The following is an 18,025-nucleotide window of genomic DNA, read 5'->3' on the forward strand; positions in this document are numbered from 1 at the left end:
CTCAACGGCTGGGCGCGCTTGAGGCACGTCCTGCCGTCATTGCACAAGGGTAATGGATTCCATTTCGCCCCTGAACCGTTGTCGTCGCACTGCATCCCGGCAGTGGGTCCAATTGGTGTCGCGACAGGATCGCGGCGCACAGGGAGATGGTATGAAAATCCAGACAATGGCGCTGGTCGCCGGTAGCCTGCTGGCGCTGAGCGCCTGCTCGAAAAATGATGCGCCGGTGACCAGCGCGCCGCCGCTCGGGTCGGGCGCGATTGCCGGCACGGTGGCCGCAGACCGCAACGGCGATGGCTATGTCGACGGCTATTATACGTCGGATGGCATCTATCACCCGGTCCAGGGACCGCCCTGTCCGCCGCCCCCGCCGCCGCCGGCGCCGCCCCGTTCCGGAGAACGCGGCTGAGCAATCTTCCTTTCCGGGCGCGGCATTTCCGCCGCGCCCCCCGACATCCTGTTTCCCTGATCCTCGTCATGCTGATCGCCGGTTCCGTGCCGGGGATGGTGGCTGCGCAGCCGGCCGCCAGCGACACGGCGGCGCGGTCGAGCGTGGCAGCTGAAATCCGGTCGGCGGCAAGCGGCAAGCTGCGCGATTTCTATGGCACGCGCGGCTATTGGCCGCTGTGGAGCGACAAGGGCAAGGTCCGCGCCGAACCGGCGCAAGCGCTGCTGACGCTGCTCGACAGTGCCGATCAGGACGGGCTGCGATCGCGCGACTATGATGCCAGGGGGTTGTTGCGGGCGATCAAGGAGGCCGATGCCTCGGGCGACCCCAAGGCGCTTGCGCGGGTCGACGTCGCCCTGTCAAAGGCGCTGGCTGCCTATGTCGCCGATGTCCGCCGCCCGTCCAAGGCGGTGAAGATGCGCTATCTCGACCCCGAGGTGGAACCGCAGGCGCCAGATGCGGCGGAGGTGCTGCGCGCGGCGGCGGTCGCGCCGTCGCTGGCGAGCTATGTCGAGAAGGCGGGCTGGATGAGCCCGCTCTACATGAAGCTGCGCGCGGCGAGCGGCGCCTATGCGACGCGCTGGGGCGGCCTGCCGGCGGTGAGCGTGCCGACCGACGTCAAGCTGCGGCCGGGCGGATCGAGCGGCGAGATCGCGATCCTGCGCCATCGGCTGGGGCTGGCCGACGGGGTCGATTATGACAAGGCATTGGTGGTCAAGGTCAAGCTGTTCCAGGCCGATCATGGGCTGGATGCGGACGGCATTGCCGGCGCCCAGACGATCGAGGCGCTCAATCGTGGTCCGGGCCATTATGGCCGGATATTGGCGCTCAATCTGGAGCGGGCGCGGCTGCTGCCCGGTCCATGGGTGCGGCATGTTGAGGTCGATGCGGCATCGGCGCGGCTCTATTATTATAGCGGCGGCGAACTGGACGGATCGATGAAGGTCGTGGCCGGCGCCAAGGAAAGCCAGACGCCGATGATGGCGGGCATGATCCGCTATGCGACGCTCAACCCCTATTGGAATGTCCCGCCCGACCTGGTCGAGCGTAAGATCGCACCCAAGATCCTTGACGGGGCGACGCTCAGGAAGATGCGCTATGAGGCACTGAGCGACTGGACCGCCGACGCGCAGACGCTGAACCAGAGTGAGATCGACTGGCAGGCGGTGGCAGCGGGGCGGCGCGAATTGCGCGTGCGCCAGTTGCCCGGCGGCAATAATGCCATGGGGAAGATCAAGTTCATGTTCCCCAATGACCTGGGCATCTATCTGCACGACACGCCCGACCGGGCGCTGTTCGCCAAGCCGGTGCGCCATTTCAGCAATGGCTGCGTCCGGCTGGAGGATGCGCAGCGTCTGGGCCGCTGGTTCTTCGGCAAGACGCCGACCGCAGAGAGCGACGCACCCGAACAATATGTGCCGCTGCCCCGCCCGGTGCCGGTCTATCTCACCTATCTGACGGTGGTGCCGACGGCGGACGGGGTGCAGTTCCTGCCGGACGATTATGGACGGGACGGGGAGTAACCTCCCCGTCCTGCCGGCTCAATGGATGCCGGCAACCATCCGCGTTGTTGGATCAGTGGATGCCTGCCAGCATCCACAGGGCCATGGCGACCATCATGACATTCTCGGTCAGCGAGACGAAGCCGAGCGGCACGTTGCTGCTGCCGCCGACGCAGGCGCATTTCAGTTCGCGCTTCTCGATATAGACCGCCTTGAACACCGATATTGCGCCGATGCCGCCGATGAACAGGGCGACCGGGATCGACAGCCAGGGAGCAAGGCCGGTCAGCATCAGCGCGCCAGCGCCCAGTTCCAGGAAGGGATAGATGCGGCCATAGGGAATGACGCGTCGGGCGAGCAGGTCGTAGTTCAGGAACATGGTCGCGAACCGCTCCACATCCTGCAGCTTCAGCATGGCGAGCAGCATCATGGCGATGGCGATGAACCGTTCGAGCGTCAGCAGGCCGACCAGCGGCGCCAAGGTTAGCCAGTTGATCGCCAGCGCCAGCAGTGCGGCGACGGCGAAGACGGCCAGCACCGGCACATAGCTGGTCGCGCCGGGCACCGGCACCTTGAGGCCCAGGAAGCGGCGCAGATCGTCATGGCCGCCGATCCGCCGGCCGTCGATGAAGATTTGCGGTGTCGTCTTCACGTCATGCTGCGCCTTGAAGACGTCGGTCTCGGCCCGGCTGGTAAGGGCATGATCCTCGACCCGATAGCCATGGCGGCGCAGCAGCCAGCGCGCCTTGAGGCCATAGGGACAGACATGACCGGGCATCACCATACGGTAGAGCTGGGCCGTCTTTTCCGGGGGCGGATTTCCCGAGGCTGGGGACATTGCATCATCCTTGTTTACGCTGCGATGCCCCTCATATAGGGTCTGTACCATGGTACGGAGTCAAGGCATGAGTATGACAATTTCCGCACTGGCCCGCGCGGGCGATGTCGGGGTGGAGACGGTGCGCTTCTACCAGCGGCGCGGCCTGCTGGATGCGCCCGATCGGCCGGAGGGCAGCGTGCGGCGCTATGGCGAGGGCGATGTGCGCCGGCTGCGCTTCATCCGGTCGGCGCAGGCGGCGGGCTTCACGCTGGAGCAGATCGGCGAGCTGCTGCAACTCGATGCCGGGCAGGATCGCAAGCGGGCGCGCGAGCTGGCGGCCGATCGGATCGCGGCGCTGGATGTGAAGATCGCGGAACTGGAGGCGGCGCGGGCGGCGCTGACGCGACTGGCCCGGCAATGCCATGCCTCCGATGAAGGGCCATGCCCGATCATCGCGGCGTTCGAGGACGGCGCTCAGACGTCCTGCGTCTGATCGTCCTGCTTCTGCGCCATCTGCCGGCGCGACATTTCCCGACGCACCGAGTAGCTGGTGGGATCACGGCGAAAATGGTCGCGCATCATGCGCCGCTGTTCGCTGATGATGTGCCAGATATCTTCCGGACTCTTGCCTTCGGTCATTGATCCGTCCGCCCTTTTCCGTTCGACTGCAGGGCAGGGAATATCGCTTTCGCACCGATCAATCCGTGAGCGCGATCACGTAAACGGCGCTTTAACGCTGTTACTTCAGATATATGCAACTCCGGCAGCGCGTGCGTGACAGGGTAAATGTTGGAAATCGCGCGCTTAACTTCGCATATTTCCCGCACATTCTGACATAATGTTACGTTCCGCTGATCCTATCGGAAAGCGGCGTGGGATCAGGATGGGAAAGAGCCGCCGGGAATGTAGCCGGGCGGCATGCTGTAGGACAGGCGTGCCTATTCCAGCCCGGCGACGAGGCCGTCGATCGCGCCCTGGAGGATGTAGCTGGCAGCAAGCTTGTCGACCAGTTCGTCGCGCCGGGCGCGGCTGGCGTCGGCTTCCAGCAGGGTGCGGGTGACGGCCTGGGTCGACCAGCGCTCGTCCCACAGCAGCACCGGCAGGCCGATGTCCGCGACATTATGAGCGAAGGCGCGGCTGGCCTGGCTGCGCGGGCTGTTGGTGCCGTCGAGGTTGAGCGGCAGGCCGATGACGATGCCCTTGACCTGCTGCTGCGCCATGAAGGCTTCGAGCGCCGGCTTGTCCTTGCTGAACTTGCCGCGATTGACGGTGTAGGCGGGACTGGCGATCGACCATTGCGCGTCGCACAGGGCCAGGCCGATCGTCTTCGTGCCGACATCCATGCCGATCAGGCGACCACCCTCGGGCAGGGCTGCGCGAAATTCCGCGCGGTCAGTCGTGACAAGTTTCATTACGTCTCAGTGCGTCTTGGTAAAGGCCGCCAGTCGCTGGCGGGCGTCGTCGCGCACATTGCCCCAGAACAGGCTATAATCATAGACGTGATAATTATTGCCGGGCAGCGTGTAGGGGCCCATGTCGACCGGCTCGCCGATCATCAGCACGCCGCTGGTGTCACAGCGGGCAGGGACGATGCCGGCCACCAGATGAGCCGGCTTGTCGGCGGCGCGGGCGTCGAGCGTGCCGATATTGGCGCTGGCGGGCGCATTGCCGTTGAAGGTGCCGGTGATCGGATTGGTGCAGAGCATGTGCGTGCCCTTGCGCGGCTGGCCATTGAGGCCCTGCTTGCGCTCGAAGCTTTCGACCACGGCGGACGGATCGGCCGGTTCGGCATAGCTTTGCCAGCTGACGATGCAATGCGATTGATCCCGCCTGGCACAGGCGGGGAAGCCCAATGCAGGCAGGTCCGCCTCGACCGAGATCGGCCAGCCCACGGCATAGATGGCGGCGATCCGGTCGGCGACCGGTTTGCCCGCCACCTGTTCGCGCACCAGTTGCAGCAGGTGGCGTGACCCCTGGCTGTGGCCGGCGAGGATCAGCGGACCGGTGGGATTGGCCTTGAGAAAGGCGGCGAAGGCTTGGGTCACGTCGCGATAGGCTGCTGCGAGTGCCTGGTCGCCCTCCGCTCCGGTGGTGAGGAATGCGCCATAATTGGCTTGGCGATAGCGGGGTGCCCAGACATTGCCGGCGGCGCTGAAGGCGCTGGCCTGGCTCAGCACGAAGCGGCGCGCGGTCGCGTTGCTTTCCGCGTCGTCCAGCGGCGCATTCCAATGGGCATTGCCAAGCGGCGTCACATAGCTGGTCGGATGGATGAAGAAGACGGCGGCCTTCTGCGCGGGCGGCGCAAGCTTGGCCGCGCCCTGCGGCGTCCAGAGCGCGGGATTGTCCTTGGTCTGGTCGGGGCGGGCGATCCACATTTTCGGATCGTCATAGGCGTTGGCGGGCAGGGGCTGGAGCGGCTGGAACGCTTCGCGCGGGACCATCACCGCCCGCATGATCTGCATCCCCCAGATGCGATAGGCGAGCAGCATCGCAAGCACCAGCACGACCAGGCCGGCGACGATATAGAGGAATTTGCGGGCCACTTGCTCTCGTCTCCATCCCTGTGCGGGGATCGCCCCGCCTTCGTGCGGCCTGTCTGGCCCATGCGCGGCAGTCATGCAAGATGGGGGCATGCAAGATGGGCGCATGCAAGATGGCAGATGGTGCAGCAGGACACTTGAAGCGGACTGGTGCGGGTGCTAGCGGCTTGGCCCATGTCGATAGACCTTCAGACCGTGAAAAAGATCGCCAGCCTTTCGCGCATTTCGGTGACGGATGCGGAAGCGGAAGCCATGGTGCCCGAACTCAACAATATCCTTGGCTGGGTGGAACAGCTGGGAGAGGTGGACGTGACCGGCGTGCAGCCGATGACGGCCGTCATCCCCAACCATCAACGCCTGCGCGACGATGTCGTCACGGACGGCAATGTGCGTGACAAGGTGCTGGCCAATGCGCCGCAGGCCGAACATGGCTTCTTCGCGGTGCCGAAAGTTATCGAATGATGCGGGTGCCTCCCCATCCGTTCGCCCTGAGCCTGTCGAAGGGCTCGGCCGACCGCAGGGAGGCAGCTTCGCTTCGCTCAGTAGAGGGCTTCGACTTCGCTCAGCCCGAACGGGGAAAAGAATTTGACTGATCTTACTGATCTTACAGTGGCGGAAATCCGCGACGGCTTCCGCGCGGGCGATTTTTCGGCGCGCGAAGTGGCCGAGGGCTTCAACGCCAATGTCGCCGCTGCCAAGGCGCTGAACGCCTTCATCGTCGAGACGCCGGAAAAGGCGCTGGCAGCGGCCGACGCCGCCGATAAGGCCAAGGCCGCCGGCGAGACGCTGGGCCAGCTGGCTGGCGTGCCGATCGGCATGAAGGACCTGTTCTGCACCGAAGGCACGCAGACGACTGCCGCGTCGCACATGCTGGAAGGCTTCGTGCCGACCTATGAATCGACCGTGTCGGGCAAGCTGTGGGCGGCCGGCGCCGGCATGCTGGGCAAGCTCAATCTCGACCAGTTCGCCATGGGTTCGTCCAACGAGACGAGCTATTATGGCAATGTGATCTCGCCCTGGCGGCGCGGCGGCGGTGATAATGCCGCACTGGCGCCCGGTGGTTCGTCGGGCGGTTCCTCCTCGGCCATCTCCGCGCGGCTCTGCCCGGCGGCGACCGGCACCGACACTGGTGGCTCGATCCGCCAGCCTGCCGCCTTCACCGGCATTTCGGGCATCAAGCCGACCTATGGCCGCTGCTCGCGCTTCGGCATCGTCGCTTTCGCCAGTTCGCTGGATCAGGCCGGGCCGATGGCGCGCACGGTGCGCGACAATGCGATCCTGCTGGAAGTCATGTCGGGCTTCGATCCCAAGGATTCGACTTCGTTGGATCTGGCCGTGCCGCAGTGGGAAGCCAATTTGTCGAGCGATCTCAAGGGCAAGAAGGTCGGTATTCCCAAGGAATATCGCCCCGATGGCCTGAACGCCGAAATCTCCGCCATGTGGGATCGCGGCATCGAATGGCTCAAGGACGCCGGCGCCGAAGTGATCGAAGTGTCGCTGCCGCATACCAAATATGCGCTGCCGACCTATTATATCATCGCGCCTGCCGAAGCCTCGTCGAACCTCGCCCGCTATGACGGCGTGCGTTACGGCCAGCGCGACCTGCCCGATGGGGCGGGATTGCAGGACATGTATGCCGCGACCCGCGCTGCCGGCTTCGGCCCGGAAGTGAAGCGCCGCATCATGATCGGCACTTACGTGCTGTCGGCCGGCTTCTATGATGCCTATTATACCCAGGCGCAGAAGGTGCGAGCGCTGATCGCGCGCGATTTCGAACTGGCGTTCGAAAAGTGCGACCTGCTGCTGACGCCGACCGCGCCGAGCGCCTCCTTCGCGCTGGGCGAGAAGCAGGCCGATCCGCTGGCCATGTATCTGAACGACGTCTTCACCGTGCCAGCCTCGCTGGCCGGGCTGCCGGCGATGGCGATTCCAGGTGGGCTGGATTCGGCCGGTTTGCCGATCGGCCTGCAGGTGATCGGCAAGGCGCTGGACGAGCAGACTGTGCTGAACGCCAGCCTCGCCATCGAGGAACGGGCCGGTTTCACCGCGCGGCCGGACAAGTGGTGGTAATGACTTGACCGAAGTGTTACCTTGGTAACACTGGAGATGTGACGATGAACGCGCCAAGCAAGATCGAAACCGGAACGATGACCAGCAAGGGACAGATACTGATCCCCAAGGCCATGCGTGACGCGACCGGTCTTGTTCCGGGGCAACCTTATCGAGTGCTTGTCAACGAAGCTGGGCAAGTGGTGGTTGCCCCGCTGGGGTTCGGTCCGGAGGAAGCGGCTGAACGCAGTCGCCGGGTTATGGAAGCGATTGATGCAATTGCTGGCAAATATCCTAATCCCGACGGGATGAGCACGGATGAATATATGCGGGAGATACGGGGTAATTACGAGCCGTGATCCTCATTGATTCAAACGTTCTCATTGATGTGTTTGATCGCGATCCTGAATGGTTCGATTGGTCTAGGACCAATATTAATCGAGCTGCCTTTGGCGCCTATTTGTTTGTGAACCCCGTTGTCATTGGTGAGATTGCGCCGAGGTTTATGGAGTATGAGCAACTTCGCTTGGCGTTGATTTCTATGCTGATCGGGATTGAACCTCTTGCTGGCGATGGCGCATTTCTAGCAGGAAGAGCATTTGAGGTTCATCGCCGTCGCAAGCAGCCAGGTGCAGCCAAATCGATCCTCGCCGATTTCTTCATTGGTGGTCATGCTCAGGCCAGCGGTGCGACCATTCTCACGCGTGACCCGCGTTTCTACAGAAGCTATTTCCCCGGCGTGCCGTTGATTACGCCTTCAAAGGACGAATAATGACTGAATCAACCTATCGCATCCAGGGCGCAACCGGCGAGTGGGAGGTCGTGATCGGCCTGGAAGTCCATGCGCAGGTGACGTCGAACGCGAAGCTCTTTTCCGGCGCCGCGACGGCGTTCGGCGCGGAGCCCAATACGCAGGTCAGCCTGATCGATGCGGCCATGCCCGGCATGTTGCCCGTGCCCAACCGCGAGTGCATCCGCCAGGCGGTGCGCACCGGCATGGCGATCGACGCGCAGATCAACAAATGGTCGCGCTTCGACCGCAAGAATTATTTCTATGCGGATCTGCCGCAGGGCTATCAGATCAGCCAGCTCTATCACCCGATCGTGGGCGAAGGGCAGATCGAGATCGTCCTGGACGAGAAGAACCCCGAAGCCAGCACCAAGGTGATCGGCGTCGAGCGCATCCATGTCGAGCAGGATGCCGGCAAGCTGATGCACGACCAGCACCCGACCAGCTCCTATGTCGACCTCAACCGGTCGGGCGTGGCGCTAATGGAAATCGTGTCGAAGCCGGACATGCGTTCGCCTGCCGAAGCAGGGGCTTATCTCTCGAAGCTGCGGACCATTCTTCGCTATGTCGGCTCGTGCGACGGCAATATGGACCAGGGGTCGATGCGCGCCGACGTCAACGTCTCCGTGCGCCGTCCGGGCGAAGAATTCGGCACCCGCACCGAGACCAAGAATGTGAACTCGGTCCGCTTCGTCATGGCCGTGGTCGAGCATGAGGCGAACCGCCAGGTCGACGTGCTGGAGGCCGGCGGCAAGATCGTGCAGGAAACGCGCCTCTATGACCCGGATCGCAACGAAACCCGTTCGATGCGGTCGAAGGAAGACGCGCACGACTATCGCTACTTCCCCGATCCCGACTTGTTGCCGCTGGAGCTGGACGATGAATTCCTGGAGGAATGCCGCCAGTCGCTGCCCGAACTGCCGGACGCGAAACTGCGCCGCTATGCGCAGGATCTGGGCCTGTCTGCCTATAATGCCGCGACCCTGACCGCCGACGCCGACACCGCACGCTGGTTCGAGGCGCTGCTGGCCGAAGGCGCGCGCATCCAGAAGAAGAGCGAGGGCGAGGTCTCCAAGGCATCGGCCAACTGGCTGCTGTCGGAGCTCTATGGCGCGCTCAACCGCATTGGCAAGAGCCTTGAAGAAAGCCCGGTAAGCCCCGAGGAAGGCGCCGAATTGCTGGCACTGGTAGCCGATGGCACGATCAGCGGCACGATCGCCAAGCAGGTGTTCGAGATCATGCTGGAAACCGGCGACAAGCCCGGCAAGATCGTCGAGGAAAAGGGCCTGAAGCAGACCAGCGACACCGGCGCGATCGAGGCGGCGGTGGCCGATGTCCTCGCCAAGAATGGCGACAAGGTCGAGCAGTATCGCGGCGGCAAGGAAGCGCTGTTCGGCTTCTTCGTCGGTCAGACGATGAAGGCGATGCAGGGCAAGGCCAATCCCCAGGTCGTCAACGAACTGGTCAAGAAGGCGCTCGCCGGCTGAGGCCGGGTCTCCATGGCCTTTCGTGATTGAGGGGAGCGGCCTGACGGTCGCTCCCCTTTTTCGGTCAGGCCTTCTTCTTCAATGCCATGGATTTGCGGGCATTGTTGGCATATTCCTCGAAATTCTTCTTGAAGACGCCAACCAGCTCATCCAGCGCGGCCACGGCGTCTTCGCCTTCCTTTGCGGGGAAGAGCGACAGGCCATTCCCGCCCCACGCCTTATATTCGAAGTCGATCTTCTGGTCGTTGCCGAAGTCCCGAACCATGAACAATGTCTTGAGCGAGCGGCCATAGATCGCCGCCTTGTGATACAGCACATCTGCGGTGATGAGCTCGGAGTAGCAGGCGGCGGTGGAATCGGACCGGCGCGTCTTCACCTTGTTCATGGTCTTGCGCTCAAGCGGCGCTTCATGACGGATGATAACCGTGCCCGGCTTCAGTTCCAGCAACGTGGCCAGATCCAGCGACTGGAGTGCGTCAACCTGGCTGGGGCTGTCGAGCGCGCTGGCCATCTGTGCCTTGTTGCTGGCATCCTTGCCGGCATGCAGGGCGGCATCGAGCAAACCGCCGCCAAGCAGGCCGGTTGTCACGGAGGCCATGCGTTCGGCCGGCCATATGTGCAATTCGCAGGCCGGCGACGGAGCCTCGGCGCTCTGGGCCTGGGCGGCACTGGCGAGCGTCAGCGATGCCAGACCAACCCAAATGGTCTTCAACATAATCATTTCCCCCAATTGTCGTGATAAAAGCTGTTTAGTTACGTGTCCTTACCGGGCGGCGCAGATATTCCCCGAATTTCTCGACATCCTGTTGGAACGCCGATTTCAAGTCGGTCAGGGCTGCGCCTTCTGCCTCCGCCGTTTCCGGCGGAAACTGGGTAAGCTTGGTCATGGTCCAGGTGCCGAAGCTGCGTCTCGCCGTCTGTTCCGATCCGAAATCGCGGAATCGGAACAATATCTTGAGAAAACGGCCGGTAACGACATCTTCCTGAAAGATCAGGTCGTCGATCATGAATTCGGCGTAGCAGATCGATCCGTCCGGCCGGATTCGGCCCGAAGTTGAGCGCATCGTCCGACTGTCGAGAGATTCGTCATGAAGGACCAGCTGATGGTCGGGCAGGCCAAGCCATGAGGCCAGCGGTAGCGTGGCAAGCAAGGCGCGTTGGTCCGCCGTGGCAAGCGGATTGGCATTCATGGCCTTGTAGCCTTCGCGTCCCTGGACAGCGCCATTGACGATGCCGCCATGCAGCCAGCCATGATAAACCGAGCCCAGCCCGTTTCCCGGCCATACATGTAGCTCACATGGCTTTTGATGATCTGTATCTGCCGATGCGGCGTCGGTCTGTGCGTGCGCCGGCGACAATGCCGCAAGCCATATGCCGACCAAGGTCGCGCACAGGCGAGAAATTCCCCCCATTCATCCCCCATTAGGCTCAAGAGCCTGATTCCCCGCTACTTATTCAGCACGGGGCGATGCCGCCCGCAAGAGGCCAATGAAAGGAGAGGGCGCAGAGGGGGGCAAAGAAAAAGGGGCGCCGCTCGGGTGAAACCCATGCGACGCCCCTCTTTTTGCCTTGGCGTCCCTTGGGGAGGAACATCATGCCGTGGCGCAACTGGCGGACCGGGAGGGTCTGTGGGGTGTGGCCCGCCAATTCCTTATTCAGACGTCACAGGACGAAGTTAACCGTCGCCCGGAATGAGATTGCGACGTGATTTTGTTGTTCTTCCGCACCGAATTCGCCGCCGACGCGGAACGTGTCGGTGCCGCCATAGAGGCGGGCCCGGCCGGTCCAGCCGCTGGTGCGCTTGTCGGCGACCAGGGCGAAATCATCGCCATCCTTGAAATGGGCGACCGTGTCGCCGAGCGACCCGCCGATCAGCTGGCGGCGGCCGCCTTCCAGTTCGAACCGTGCCCAGCCATCCTCGCGATTGAGGCTGCCGAAATCATAGCCGGCGGCGATCGTGCCGTTGGCGGTCATTTCGTCGCTGGTACGGCCATCGACGGTCAGGTTGAACGCGTCGCCACCGCCGCTTTCGCTATAGCCGCCTTCCTTCAGGCGATAATAGTCGATGCCAATGCCCGGACGCAGGCTGAAGCGGTTGAACTGGAGCTGATAGGAAGCCCCGGCCGTGGCCGAATAGAGCTTGCCCGACCAGTCGCCGGTCGCCTTGCGCACGACATCGTCGAGCGCGAAGTTGCGGGTGCCGTCAAAGTCGATATGCGCCGCCGAAACGCGCGCGAAGGCCTGGAGCGGACCCCAGCTGCCGCGCCAGTGCGCCGCCAGTTCGAACTGGTCGGAATCCGCCGAGCTGTTGGAGCTGTCGCTGGTGTCCCGGCCATGGATATAGGCGAAGGAACCACCGAAGGCGCCAAGATCGGTCAGATATTCGACGCCGCCGCCCGCGCCCCAGCCATTGATGTCGTAGGAGGCGGTGTCGCCGATGCTCTTGGAGCTGCCGAACGCGACCTGCTGCAACCAGAAGCCCAGCTTGCCGTCCTTGGTCCGGTAGATGCCGTTGGGATCCGACAGGATGCGCGCGGTCGCCCGCGAGCCAGCGGTGACGGCTTCGAAGGTGCTGCCGGAATGTTCGGGCAGCATCTGGCGCAGCGCACCGTTCAGCGTCTGGCCGTCGGTCACGTCCAGATAGGCGTTGGCCAGAGTGCTGTCATTGTCGAGCGCGTTGAAGATCGCCGAATAGGCCCTTGAAAGCGAACCGGTCAGGCCCAGTTCCGACGTGGTCTTGGCGGCGATCGACAGGGTCACGTCGCCGGTCGTCGTGTCGCTGCTGACACTACCCTTGAACATATAGGGCAGCAGGGTCGCGCTATCGAGCGCCGGGGTGCCGGACAGCGATGCGGCGCGGACGATGACATAGTCGCCTTCCGATCCGCCGACCTGGGTCAGCGCCACCTTCACCTTGGAACCGCTGGCGAAGCTGGCGGCACCGGCGACGTCATAGACGGTGTTGGTGCCATCGGCGCCGTTGATGGTGACGCCCAGCGCCGAGCCGGAGGAAGCGCTGAGCGAGGCAAGCGCGATTGAACCGGTGTTGCTGGCCGCCAGCGTGCCGCCGTTCAGCACCAGCGCCATGTTGCCGCTGTTGCTGATCGCGCCGGTATAGCTGGAGGTGCCGTTCAGCGTCATCGTGCCGCTGGCGCCGCCAAAGTCGAGCGCGCCGGTGACGCTGGCGGTATCGGCCAGGGTCAGGGTGGCGCCGGTGCCGGCATAGCTGAGATCGCCGGTCAGGGTCGAACTGCCCGAGAGCGACAGGCTGTTGTTGCCGGCGCCCAGGCTGACATCGCCGACGATCCGGCCAGCCGATACCGTCATGACGTCATCGCCCGAGCCGAGCTTGACGTCGCCGACGATGCTGGGCGCGGTCGCGGTCGAGGAGGCGAGCGCCTGGGTCAGCGTCACGCCGCTGCTGTTGGCGCTGAGGTCGATGGCGGTGTTGGTGAGGCCGCCGGTCGCCGAGATGGTGCCGGTGTTGCTGAGGCTGGCGACGGTGCCCGAGGAATCGAGGATCGCGATCGCGCTGCCCTTTTCATCATCGGCGGCGACGGCCGCGACGGTGCCGCTGACCTTGACCGAATTCACCTGTGCCCCGGCGTCGATCACCAGGCCGCGCGCGCTGGTATTTTCCAGCGCCGCGCCCGATGCGGCGACGGTGCCCGAAATCTCGATCGCGTCGCTGGTCGCGCCCGAACCCAGGCGCAGGGCGGTGGCGTTGCTGTCATAGGAGATGGCGGTGATCGATCCGGCGACCAGGACGCCCTTGGCAATGTCGACATCGCCGCCCAGGTCGCCGATCACCATCGCGTTGGCATCGACGCCGTCATAGATGCCATAGCCCGCGATCGCGCCGCGCACGACCACGCCATAGCCCGAACTGTCGCCCTGGACCACGCCGATGCTGGTGTCGGCGCTGGCCGAGCCGATCTGCACCGCAGCCGCCGAGCCATAGTTGATGACCGTGGCGGTGGTTTCGGTGCTGTCGGTCAGGCCGTCATCATCGATGTCGGTGTCATCTTCGTCGTCATCGTCGCTGGCGGTCGGCGCGACGTCGAACACGATGCCGCCGTTGACATTGCCGGCGATGACGAGGGCGGGGCCGCCCTGCAGCAGGTCGTCGGCGTCGAGCTTGGTGACGTCGCTCGGGCGGGTGGTGGAGCGATAGCCGGTGCTGACGATCGTGCCCTGGATCTTCACTGCGCCATCGACATCGCCCAGCAGGGCGACGGCGGTGCTGTTCGCGCCCTTGGTGCTGATCGAACCGCGGATCGTGGCGTTGCCGTCGATGTCGTTGGCGACCACGCCATAGCTGTTGTCGCCGACGACGGAGATGGTGCCATAGGTCGACAGATTACCGATCAGCGTCGAGTTGACGCGGATGCCGGCGCTGTTGTTGCCTTCGATCGAGATCGTGCCGGTGGTGTCGATATTGCCGGTGTGGGCCGCACCGGATTCGACCAGAATGCCATTGCGGTTCGTCCCTTTGGCGAACGTCCCGTCAATGTCGCCGTCACTGTCCGTGTCGGTTGCGGTATAATCTTCCGTCAGCGTGATCGTGCCGCTGTTGGTGATGTTGCCGGTGGTGCCGGCCTTGACCAGAATGCCGGTCGCATTGTCGGCATCGTTGATGGTCAGCGAACCCGCGTTGCTGACATTGTTGTTGCTGTCCATCGTGATTGCGGTGCCGCTGGTCAGCGTGATGCTGCCAGCCGAGCTGACCGTGATCGCATCGGCCGCGCCCGAGGCGACGGTGGAGGTCTTGACGGCGGTGGTGGTGGATGAACCGATCGTGGTTTCCGCCGCGGCATTGGTTGCGGTCAGCGCAACCAGAACCGGGGCGATGGCCGTGCAGGCCAGCAAATGTCGCATGATATCTCCTCTGAATGCCGCGCCGTTTGATGGGCGCGTACATGCGGGAGGGACGTCGCCGCCGGGCGGGTTCCGTCAGGAAAAATGCCGGTCGGCGTGATTTTAGAAGGCGAAATCCAGACCGATGCGCACGGTGCGGGGACGCAGCGGCGTATAATAGTCGGTGCTTAGGTCGAACGGCGTGCCGAGCGAGAAACGATTGCCGTCGCTGTCGAACAGGTTGGTGAGCGAAAGCGAGAGTTCGACCGGGCCGCGGGTGATGGCGGCCGAAACGGCCGTATCGACATAATCGCCCTGTTCGCGGCCCAATATCGGTCCGACGCCCAGGCGCGACTTGCCGACATAGCGGGCTGAGGCCGACAGGTGCAGGCGCATATCGTCGCCCAGCGGCGCGCGATAATCGGCGGCGACGCGGCCACCCAGATTGGCGACGTTGGGCAGGGTCAGCGAGCGCCCTTCATAGGAAAGAGCGCGCACGAACTGGGCCGGTTGGGTTAGGCGGCTGTCATTGTAGATGATCGAGCCATCCAGCGTCAGCGGCGGGATCGGGCGGACGACGATCCGGCCTTCGACCGTATAGATGCGTCCGTCGCCGATATTGGCGGTGGTGGGCAGGCCGATGCGGTCGGTGACGTCGGCCTGGATGTCGCGCCAATCGGTATAGGCGACATTGCCGCTGAGCGCGACCGTGTCGCGGCCGGGCACGCCCTTGCGGAAGCCCAGTTCCATGGTCGAGATGCGATCATTGCGGAAGCTGCGCGCGCGCTGATCGTCGACCGCCAGGCCACCGGGACGGAAGCCCTGTTCGAACCGGGCATAGAGGGTAAGCCCCTTCACCGCATCGCTGAGCAGCGAGAAGGAGGGGAGGAAGAAGGTTTCGGAACGATCGGCCTGCGCCTCGACACGGGCTAGATCAGCGACGGTCGAGAGCATCGCTACCGGATCGATCGCCTCGCCGCTGAGGCGGCTGTTGGTGAGGCGTCCGCCCACGGTGGCGACCAGCCCCTGGAGCGGCTCGAACGAGGCTTCGCCGAACAGGGTCGCTTCCTTGATCCGGTTGCGCACGCCGGTGGCCGTGGCAGGACGACCGCGACCATAGACCGGGACGCCCGGCAAAATCTCGATCGCCGGTGCGCTCAGCGGGCCATAGCCGGTCAGCGACCGCTGGATGGTCGAGGTGCTTTCCAGATAGGAAACGCCCAGCAGCCAGCCCAGGCCATTGTCGAGGTCTCGCACCAGCCGGTTCTCGGTCGAGAAAAGTTCGACCTTATTGCGCTGGCGGAACAGGGCCGGCGCGCCGCCCGGCTGGGTCGCGTCATAGCTTTCGGCCAGGACATTGCGGACATAGCCGGTCGAGGAGACGAGGCGCAGGTCGTCCCACTGATGCTCGATCCGCGCATTGGCCAGGATATAGTCGGAATGATAGGGCTGGGCGACGCTGGAGGCGCGTTCCAGCCGGCCGACCTCGCGACTGGCATATTGGGCGTCGTCACCCTCGATATGCTGGTAGGCGGTGCTGAGATCGATGGTCCAGTCGTCCGCTGGTGCGATCCGCAGCGTGGCGCGGCCGCCATAGGTGCGGGTGCGATTGACGTCATCCTTGTCGCGCAAAACATCGTCGATATAGCCGCCTTCCTGCACGCCATAGCCGACGACGCGCAGCGCCACCTTCTCGGCCACGATCGGCAGGTTGAGGATCGCCGACAGGTCGCCGCCCGGATCGCCATGCTGGGTCGCCGACACGCCGGTCGAGATCTGGCCGCCGAACTGCGCAAGATTGGGGGCATTGGGGATGATGCGGATGATGCCGCCGAGCGAGCCGGCGCCGTAAAGCGTGCCCTGTGGCCCTTCCAGCACCTCGACCCCGCCAACGTCATAGAGGCGCAGGTCCGGATCGGGCGCGGCATAGTTGAGGCGCATGTCGCCCAGATATTGGCCGGTCGTCGCCTGGGTCGGCCCGGCCACGCCGGAATCGGCTATGGCGCGGATGAACAGCTTGTTGCGGCCGGCGCCGGCATGGGTGGAACTCAGACTTGCGACGCGCGAGAGCAGCGCGGCCGTACCCTGTGCCGCGTCGGCGGTCTCGAACAGGCCGCCGGTCACGGTTTCGACCATGCCGGCATAGCGGGGCAGGGGAATGTCGCGCTTGGACGCAGTGACGATGATGTCGGCCGGCGGTTCCTGCGCAACCGGCGCGAGTTGCACCGCTGCGGCCGGCGTCGGCGATGGGGGCGGAGCGCTCTTGCGGGCACGCACGATGCGCCAGGTGCTGGCGTCGATTTGCCTGGCCTTGGCGCCGCTGCCGCGCAGCAGCTGGGAAAGGGCGCCCGCGGTCGACATCCGGCCCCGGATCGCAGGGGTGGCGATGCCGGCCAGCGACTGGTCCGACATGCCGATGCTGGCGCCGGTTTGACGGCCGAGCGCCACCACCGCCTCGCCCAGGCGTCCCGGAGCGAGGTCGATCGACTGTCTGTCCGCCGCTCGCGCAGGCGATGCGGCCGCTATGGCGAAGGCGGTGACGAAAAGGACGTCAGTTTTGCGACCCATCCCCTTCCTTCAGCAGCCATCCATTCCCCTGTCGGATGGCGGACAGCCCCATCAGGGGCGCGGCAGCGGCGAAGAAGCGGGACGGATCCCGTTCCAGCCGGATCGTGCCGGTAAAGCGCATGGCCTGCGCGCCGGGCGTCGCGGCCAGCGTCACGCCCAGCGAACGGGCGATATCCTGGGTCACGTCGCCGACCGGCGCATTGGCATAGATGAGCTGGCCCTGGCGCCAGCTGGCGACGGCCTGGGGCGCGACGTCCATCACGCGCAGCCCTTCGGCACCGTCGCTGAGCGCGCGGCCGGCGGGCAGCGAGATGGCTTCGGCCTGCGGGTTGTAGATCACCTTGCCCTCGGACACGCCGATGCGGGTGGCGTTGCCGCTATGGACGATGTTGAAGACGGTGCCGGCATCCTCGAACACGGCGTCGCCGACGGTCACGCGGAACGGATCGGCGGCGTCATGGCGCACGGTGAAGGCGGCTTCGCCCGCGTCGAGTGCGGCGAAGCGCGCATTCTTGCGGTCGAGGCGCAGCGTGGTGCCGCCGTTCAGTTCGATCCGGGTGCCGTCGTCGAGCGCGATGCTGCGGGTCTCGCCGGGACGGGTGGTGATGCTGTAGATGTCGCTGCGGTTGAGCAGACCGACCGAGACGGCGGCGACCAGCGCGGCGGCGATCGCGCCGCCACCGATCCAGCGCAGCGGGCGGCGGTGACGTTCGCCGGCATCATTGGCGGCAACAGGCATAACGATGGGTTCTGCCGGAACCATTTCCGCCAGATCCGCGTCGGCCGCCATCAGCGCATCATAGGCGGTCGCGCGGGCGGGATCGCCCTCCAGCCAGATGGTGAAGGCGTCCCAGTCGTCAAATTCGGGATCGCGCGTGCGGATCACCCACCCGAGCGCCTCCTCGTTCATCATGGCCTGTGCCCTGTTCATTTCTTGCCCCTTGAAGAGCCAGACGCCGCCGAT

17 protein-coding genes are annotated in these 18,025 nt (G+C 64.6%); 8 read left to right on the forward strand and 9 right to left on the reverse strand.

Annotated elements, in window-relative coordinates:
* Nucleotides 1–151: 151 nt before the first annotated feature.
* On the forward strand, nt 152–409 hold the full coding sequence (locus tag U0025_RS05500) for a hypothetical protein (RefSeq protein WP_004211834.1): 258 nt from the start codon (nt 152–154) through the stop codon (nt 407–409).
* A 68-nt stretch (nt 410–477) separates the two neighbouring features.
* Entirely contained in the window at nt 478–1,971 is a 1,494-nt protein-coding gene (locus U0025_RS05505; RefSeq protein WP_004211836.1) for a L,D-transpeptidase family protein, read from the forward strand.
* Between the two features lie 52 nt (nt 1,972–2,023).
* Here the strand turns inward: U0025_RS05505 and U0025_RS05510 are convergent, their stop codons facing one another.
* A complete protein-coding gene (locus tag U0025_RS05510) occupies nt 2,024–2,788 on the reverse strand; it encodes a MauE/DoxX family redox-associated membrane protein (protein ID WP_004211838.1) in 765 nt (254 codons plus the stop codon).
* A 67-nt stretch (nt 2,789–2,855) separates the two neighbouring features.
* Between U0025_RS05510 and U0025_RS05515 the strand changes: the two genes are divergently transcribed.
* Nucleotides 2,856–3,263, forward strand: a complete 408-nt coding sequence (locus U0025_RS05515) for a MerR family transcriptional regulator (protein WP_004211840.1) — start codon at nt 2,856–2,858, stop codon at nt 3,261–3,263.
* On the opposite strand, the gene U0025_RS05520 is transcribed toward U0025_RS05515, so the two are convergent.
* The 3 genes from U0025_RS05520 to U0025_RS05530 all read right to left on the reverse strand — a co-directional run bounded on the left by U0025_RS05520 (nt 3,245) and on the right by U0025_RS05530 (nt 5,313).
* Nucleotides 3,245–3,409, reverse strand: a complete 165-nt coding sequence (locus tag U0025_RS05520) for a hypothetical protein (protein ID WP_004211842.1) — start codon at nt 3,407–3,409, stop codon at nt 3,245–3,247. The genes U0025_RS05515 and U0025_RS05520 overlap by 19 nt on opposite strands.
* 299 nt (nt 3,410–3,708) lie before the next feature.
* Nucleotides 3,709–4,182, reverse strand: a complete 474-nt coding sequence (gene ruvX, locus U0025_RS05525; RefSeq protein ID WP_004211843.1) for a Holliday junction resolvase RuvX — start codon at nt 4,180–4,182, stop codon at nt 3,709–3,711.
* A 6-nt stretch (nt 4,183–4,188) separates the two neighbouring features.
* The gene (locus U0025_RS05530; protein ID WP_004211844.1) at nt 4,189–5,313 is read right to left on the reverse strand and encodes a DUF3089 domain-containing protein; all 1,125 of its coding nucleotides are present in this window, start codon (nt 5,311–5,313) and stop codon (nt 4,189–4,191) included.
* Between the two features lie 171 nt (nt 5,314–5,484).
* On the opposite strand from U0025_RS05530, the gene gatC reads away from it, so the two are divergent.
* The 5 genes from gatC to gatB all read left to right on the forward strand — a co-directional run bounded on the left by gatC (nt 5,485) and on the right by gatB (nt 9,636).
* A complete protein-coding gene (gene gatC, locus U0025_RS05535) occupies nt 5,485–5,772 on the forward strand; it encodes an Asp-tRNA(Asn)/Glu-tRNA(Gln) amidotransferase subunit GatC (RefSeq protein WP_004211845.1) in 288 nt (95 codons plus the stop codon).
* Between the two features lie 123 nt (nt 5,773–5,895).
* Entirely contained in the window at nt 5,896–7,380 is a 1,485-nt protein-coding gene (gatA, locus tag U0025_RS05540; protein WP_004211847.1) for an Asp-tRNA(Asn)/Glu-tRNA(Gln) amidotransferase subunit GatA, read from the forward strand.
* Between the two features lie 44 nt (nt 7,381–7,424).
* On the forward strand, nt 7,425–7,718 hold the full coding sequence (locus U0025_RS05545) for an AbrB/MazE/SpoVT family DNA-binding domain-containing protein (RefSeq protein ID WP_004211848.1): 294 nt from the start codon (nt 7,425–7,427) through the stop codon (nt 7,716–7,718).
* Nucleotides 7,715–8,131, forward strand: coding sequence for a type II toxin-antitoxin system VapC family toxin (locus U0025_RS05550; protein ID WP_037491319.1), 417 nt, complete (start codon nt 7,715–7,717; stop codon nt 8,129–8,131). Before U0025_RS05545 ends, U0025_RS05550 begins: the two co-directional genes overlap by 4 nt.
* On the forward strand, nt 8,131–9,636 hold the full coding sequence (gatB, locus tag U0025_RS05555; RefSeq protein WP_004211849.1) for an Asp-tRNA(Asn)/Glu-tRNA(Gln) amidotransferase subunit GatB: 1,506 nt from the start codon (nt 8,131–8,133) through the stop codon (nt 9,634–9,636). Before U0025_RS05550 ends, gatB begins: the two co-directional genes overlap by 1 nt.
* A gap of 64 nt (nt 9,637–9,700) precedes the next feature.
* On the opposite strand, the gene U0025_RS05560 is transcribed toward gatB, so the two are convergent.
* The 5 genes from U0025_RS05560 to U0025_RS05580 all read right to left on the reverse strand — a co-directional run bounded on the left by U0025_RS05560 (nt 9,701) and on the right by U0025_RS05580 (nt 17,974).
* Nucleotides 9,701–10,351, reverse strand: coding sequence for a hypothetical protein (locus tag U0025_RS05560; RefSeq protein WP_004211851.1), 651 nt, complete (start codon nt 10,349–10,351; stop codon nt 9,701–9,703).
* A gap of 34 nt (nt 10,352–10,385) precedes the next feature.
* Nucleotides 10,386–11,018 carry a hypothetical protein gene (locus U0025_RS05565; protein ID WP_037491322.1) on the reverse strand — a complete coding sequence of 211 codons (633 nt, stop codon included), beginning with the start codon at nt 11,016–11,018 and terminating at the stop codon, nt 10,386–10,388.
* 280 nt (nt 11,019–11,298) lie between these two features.
* Nucleotides 11,299–14,514, reverse strand: a complete 3,216-nt coding sequence (locus U0025_RS05570; protein ID WP_004211855.1) for an autotransporter domain-containing protein — start codon at nt 14,512–14,514, stop codon at nt 11,299–11,301.
* A 102-nt stretch (nt 14,515–14,616) separates the two neighbouring features.
* A complete protein-coding gene (locus U0025_RS05575) occupies nt 14,617–17,061 on the reverse strand; it encodes a TonB-dependent receptor domain-containing protein (RefSeq protein ID WP_004211856.1) in 2,445 nt (814 codons plus the stop codon).
* Complete coding sequence (locus U0025_RS05580; RefSeq protein WP_004211858.1) at nt 17,045–17,974, reverse strand: FecR family protein; 930 nt, start codon at nt 17,972–17,974, stop codon at nt 17,045–17,047. The genes U0025_RS05575 and U0025_RS05580 overlap by 17 nt, the downstream gene beginning before the upstream one ends.
* Between the last annotated feature and the right edge of the window lie 51 nt (nt 17,975–18,025).

The organism is Sphingobium yanoikuyae (genome assembly GCF_034424525.1).
Taxonomy (GTDB): Bacteria; Pseudomonadota; Alphaproteobacteria; order Sphingomonadales; family Sphingomonadaceae; genus Sphingobium; species Sphingobium yanoikuyae.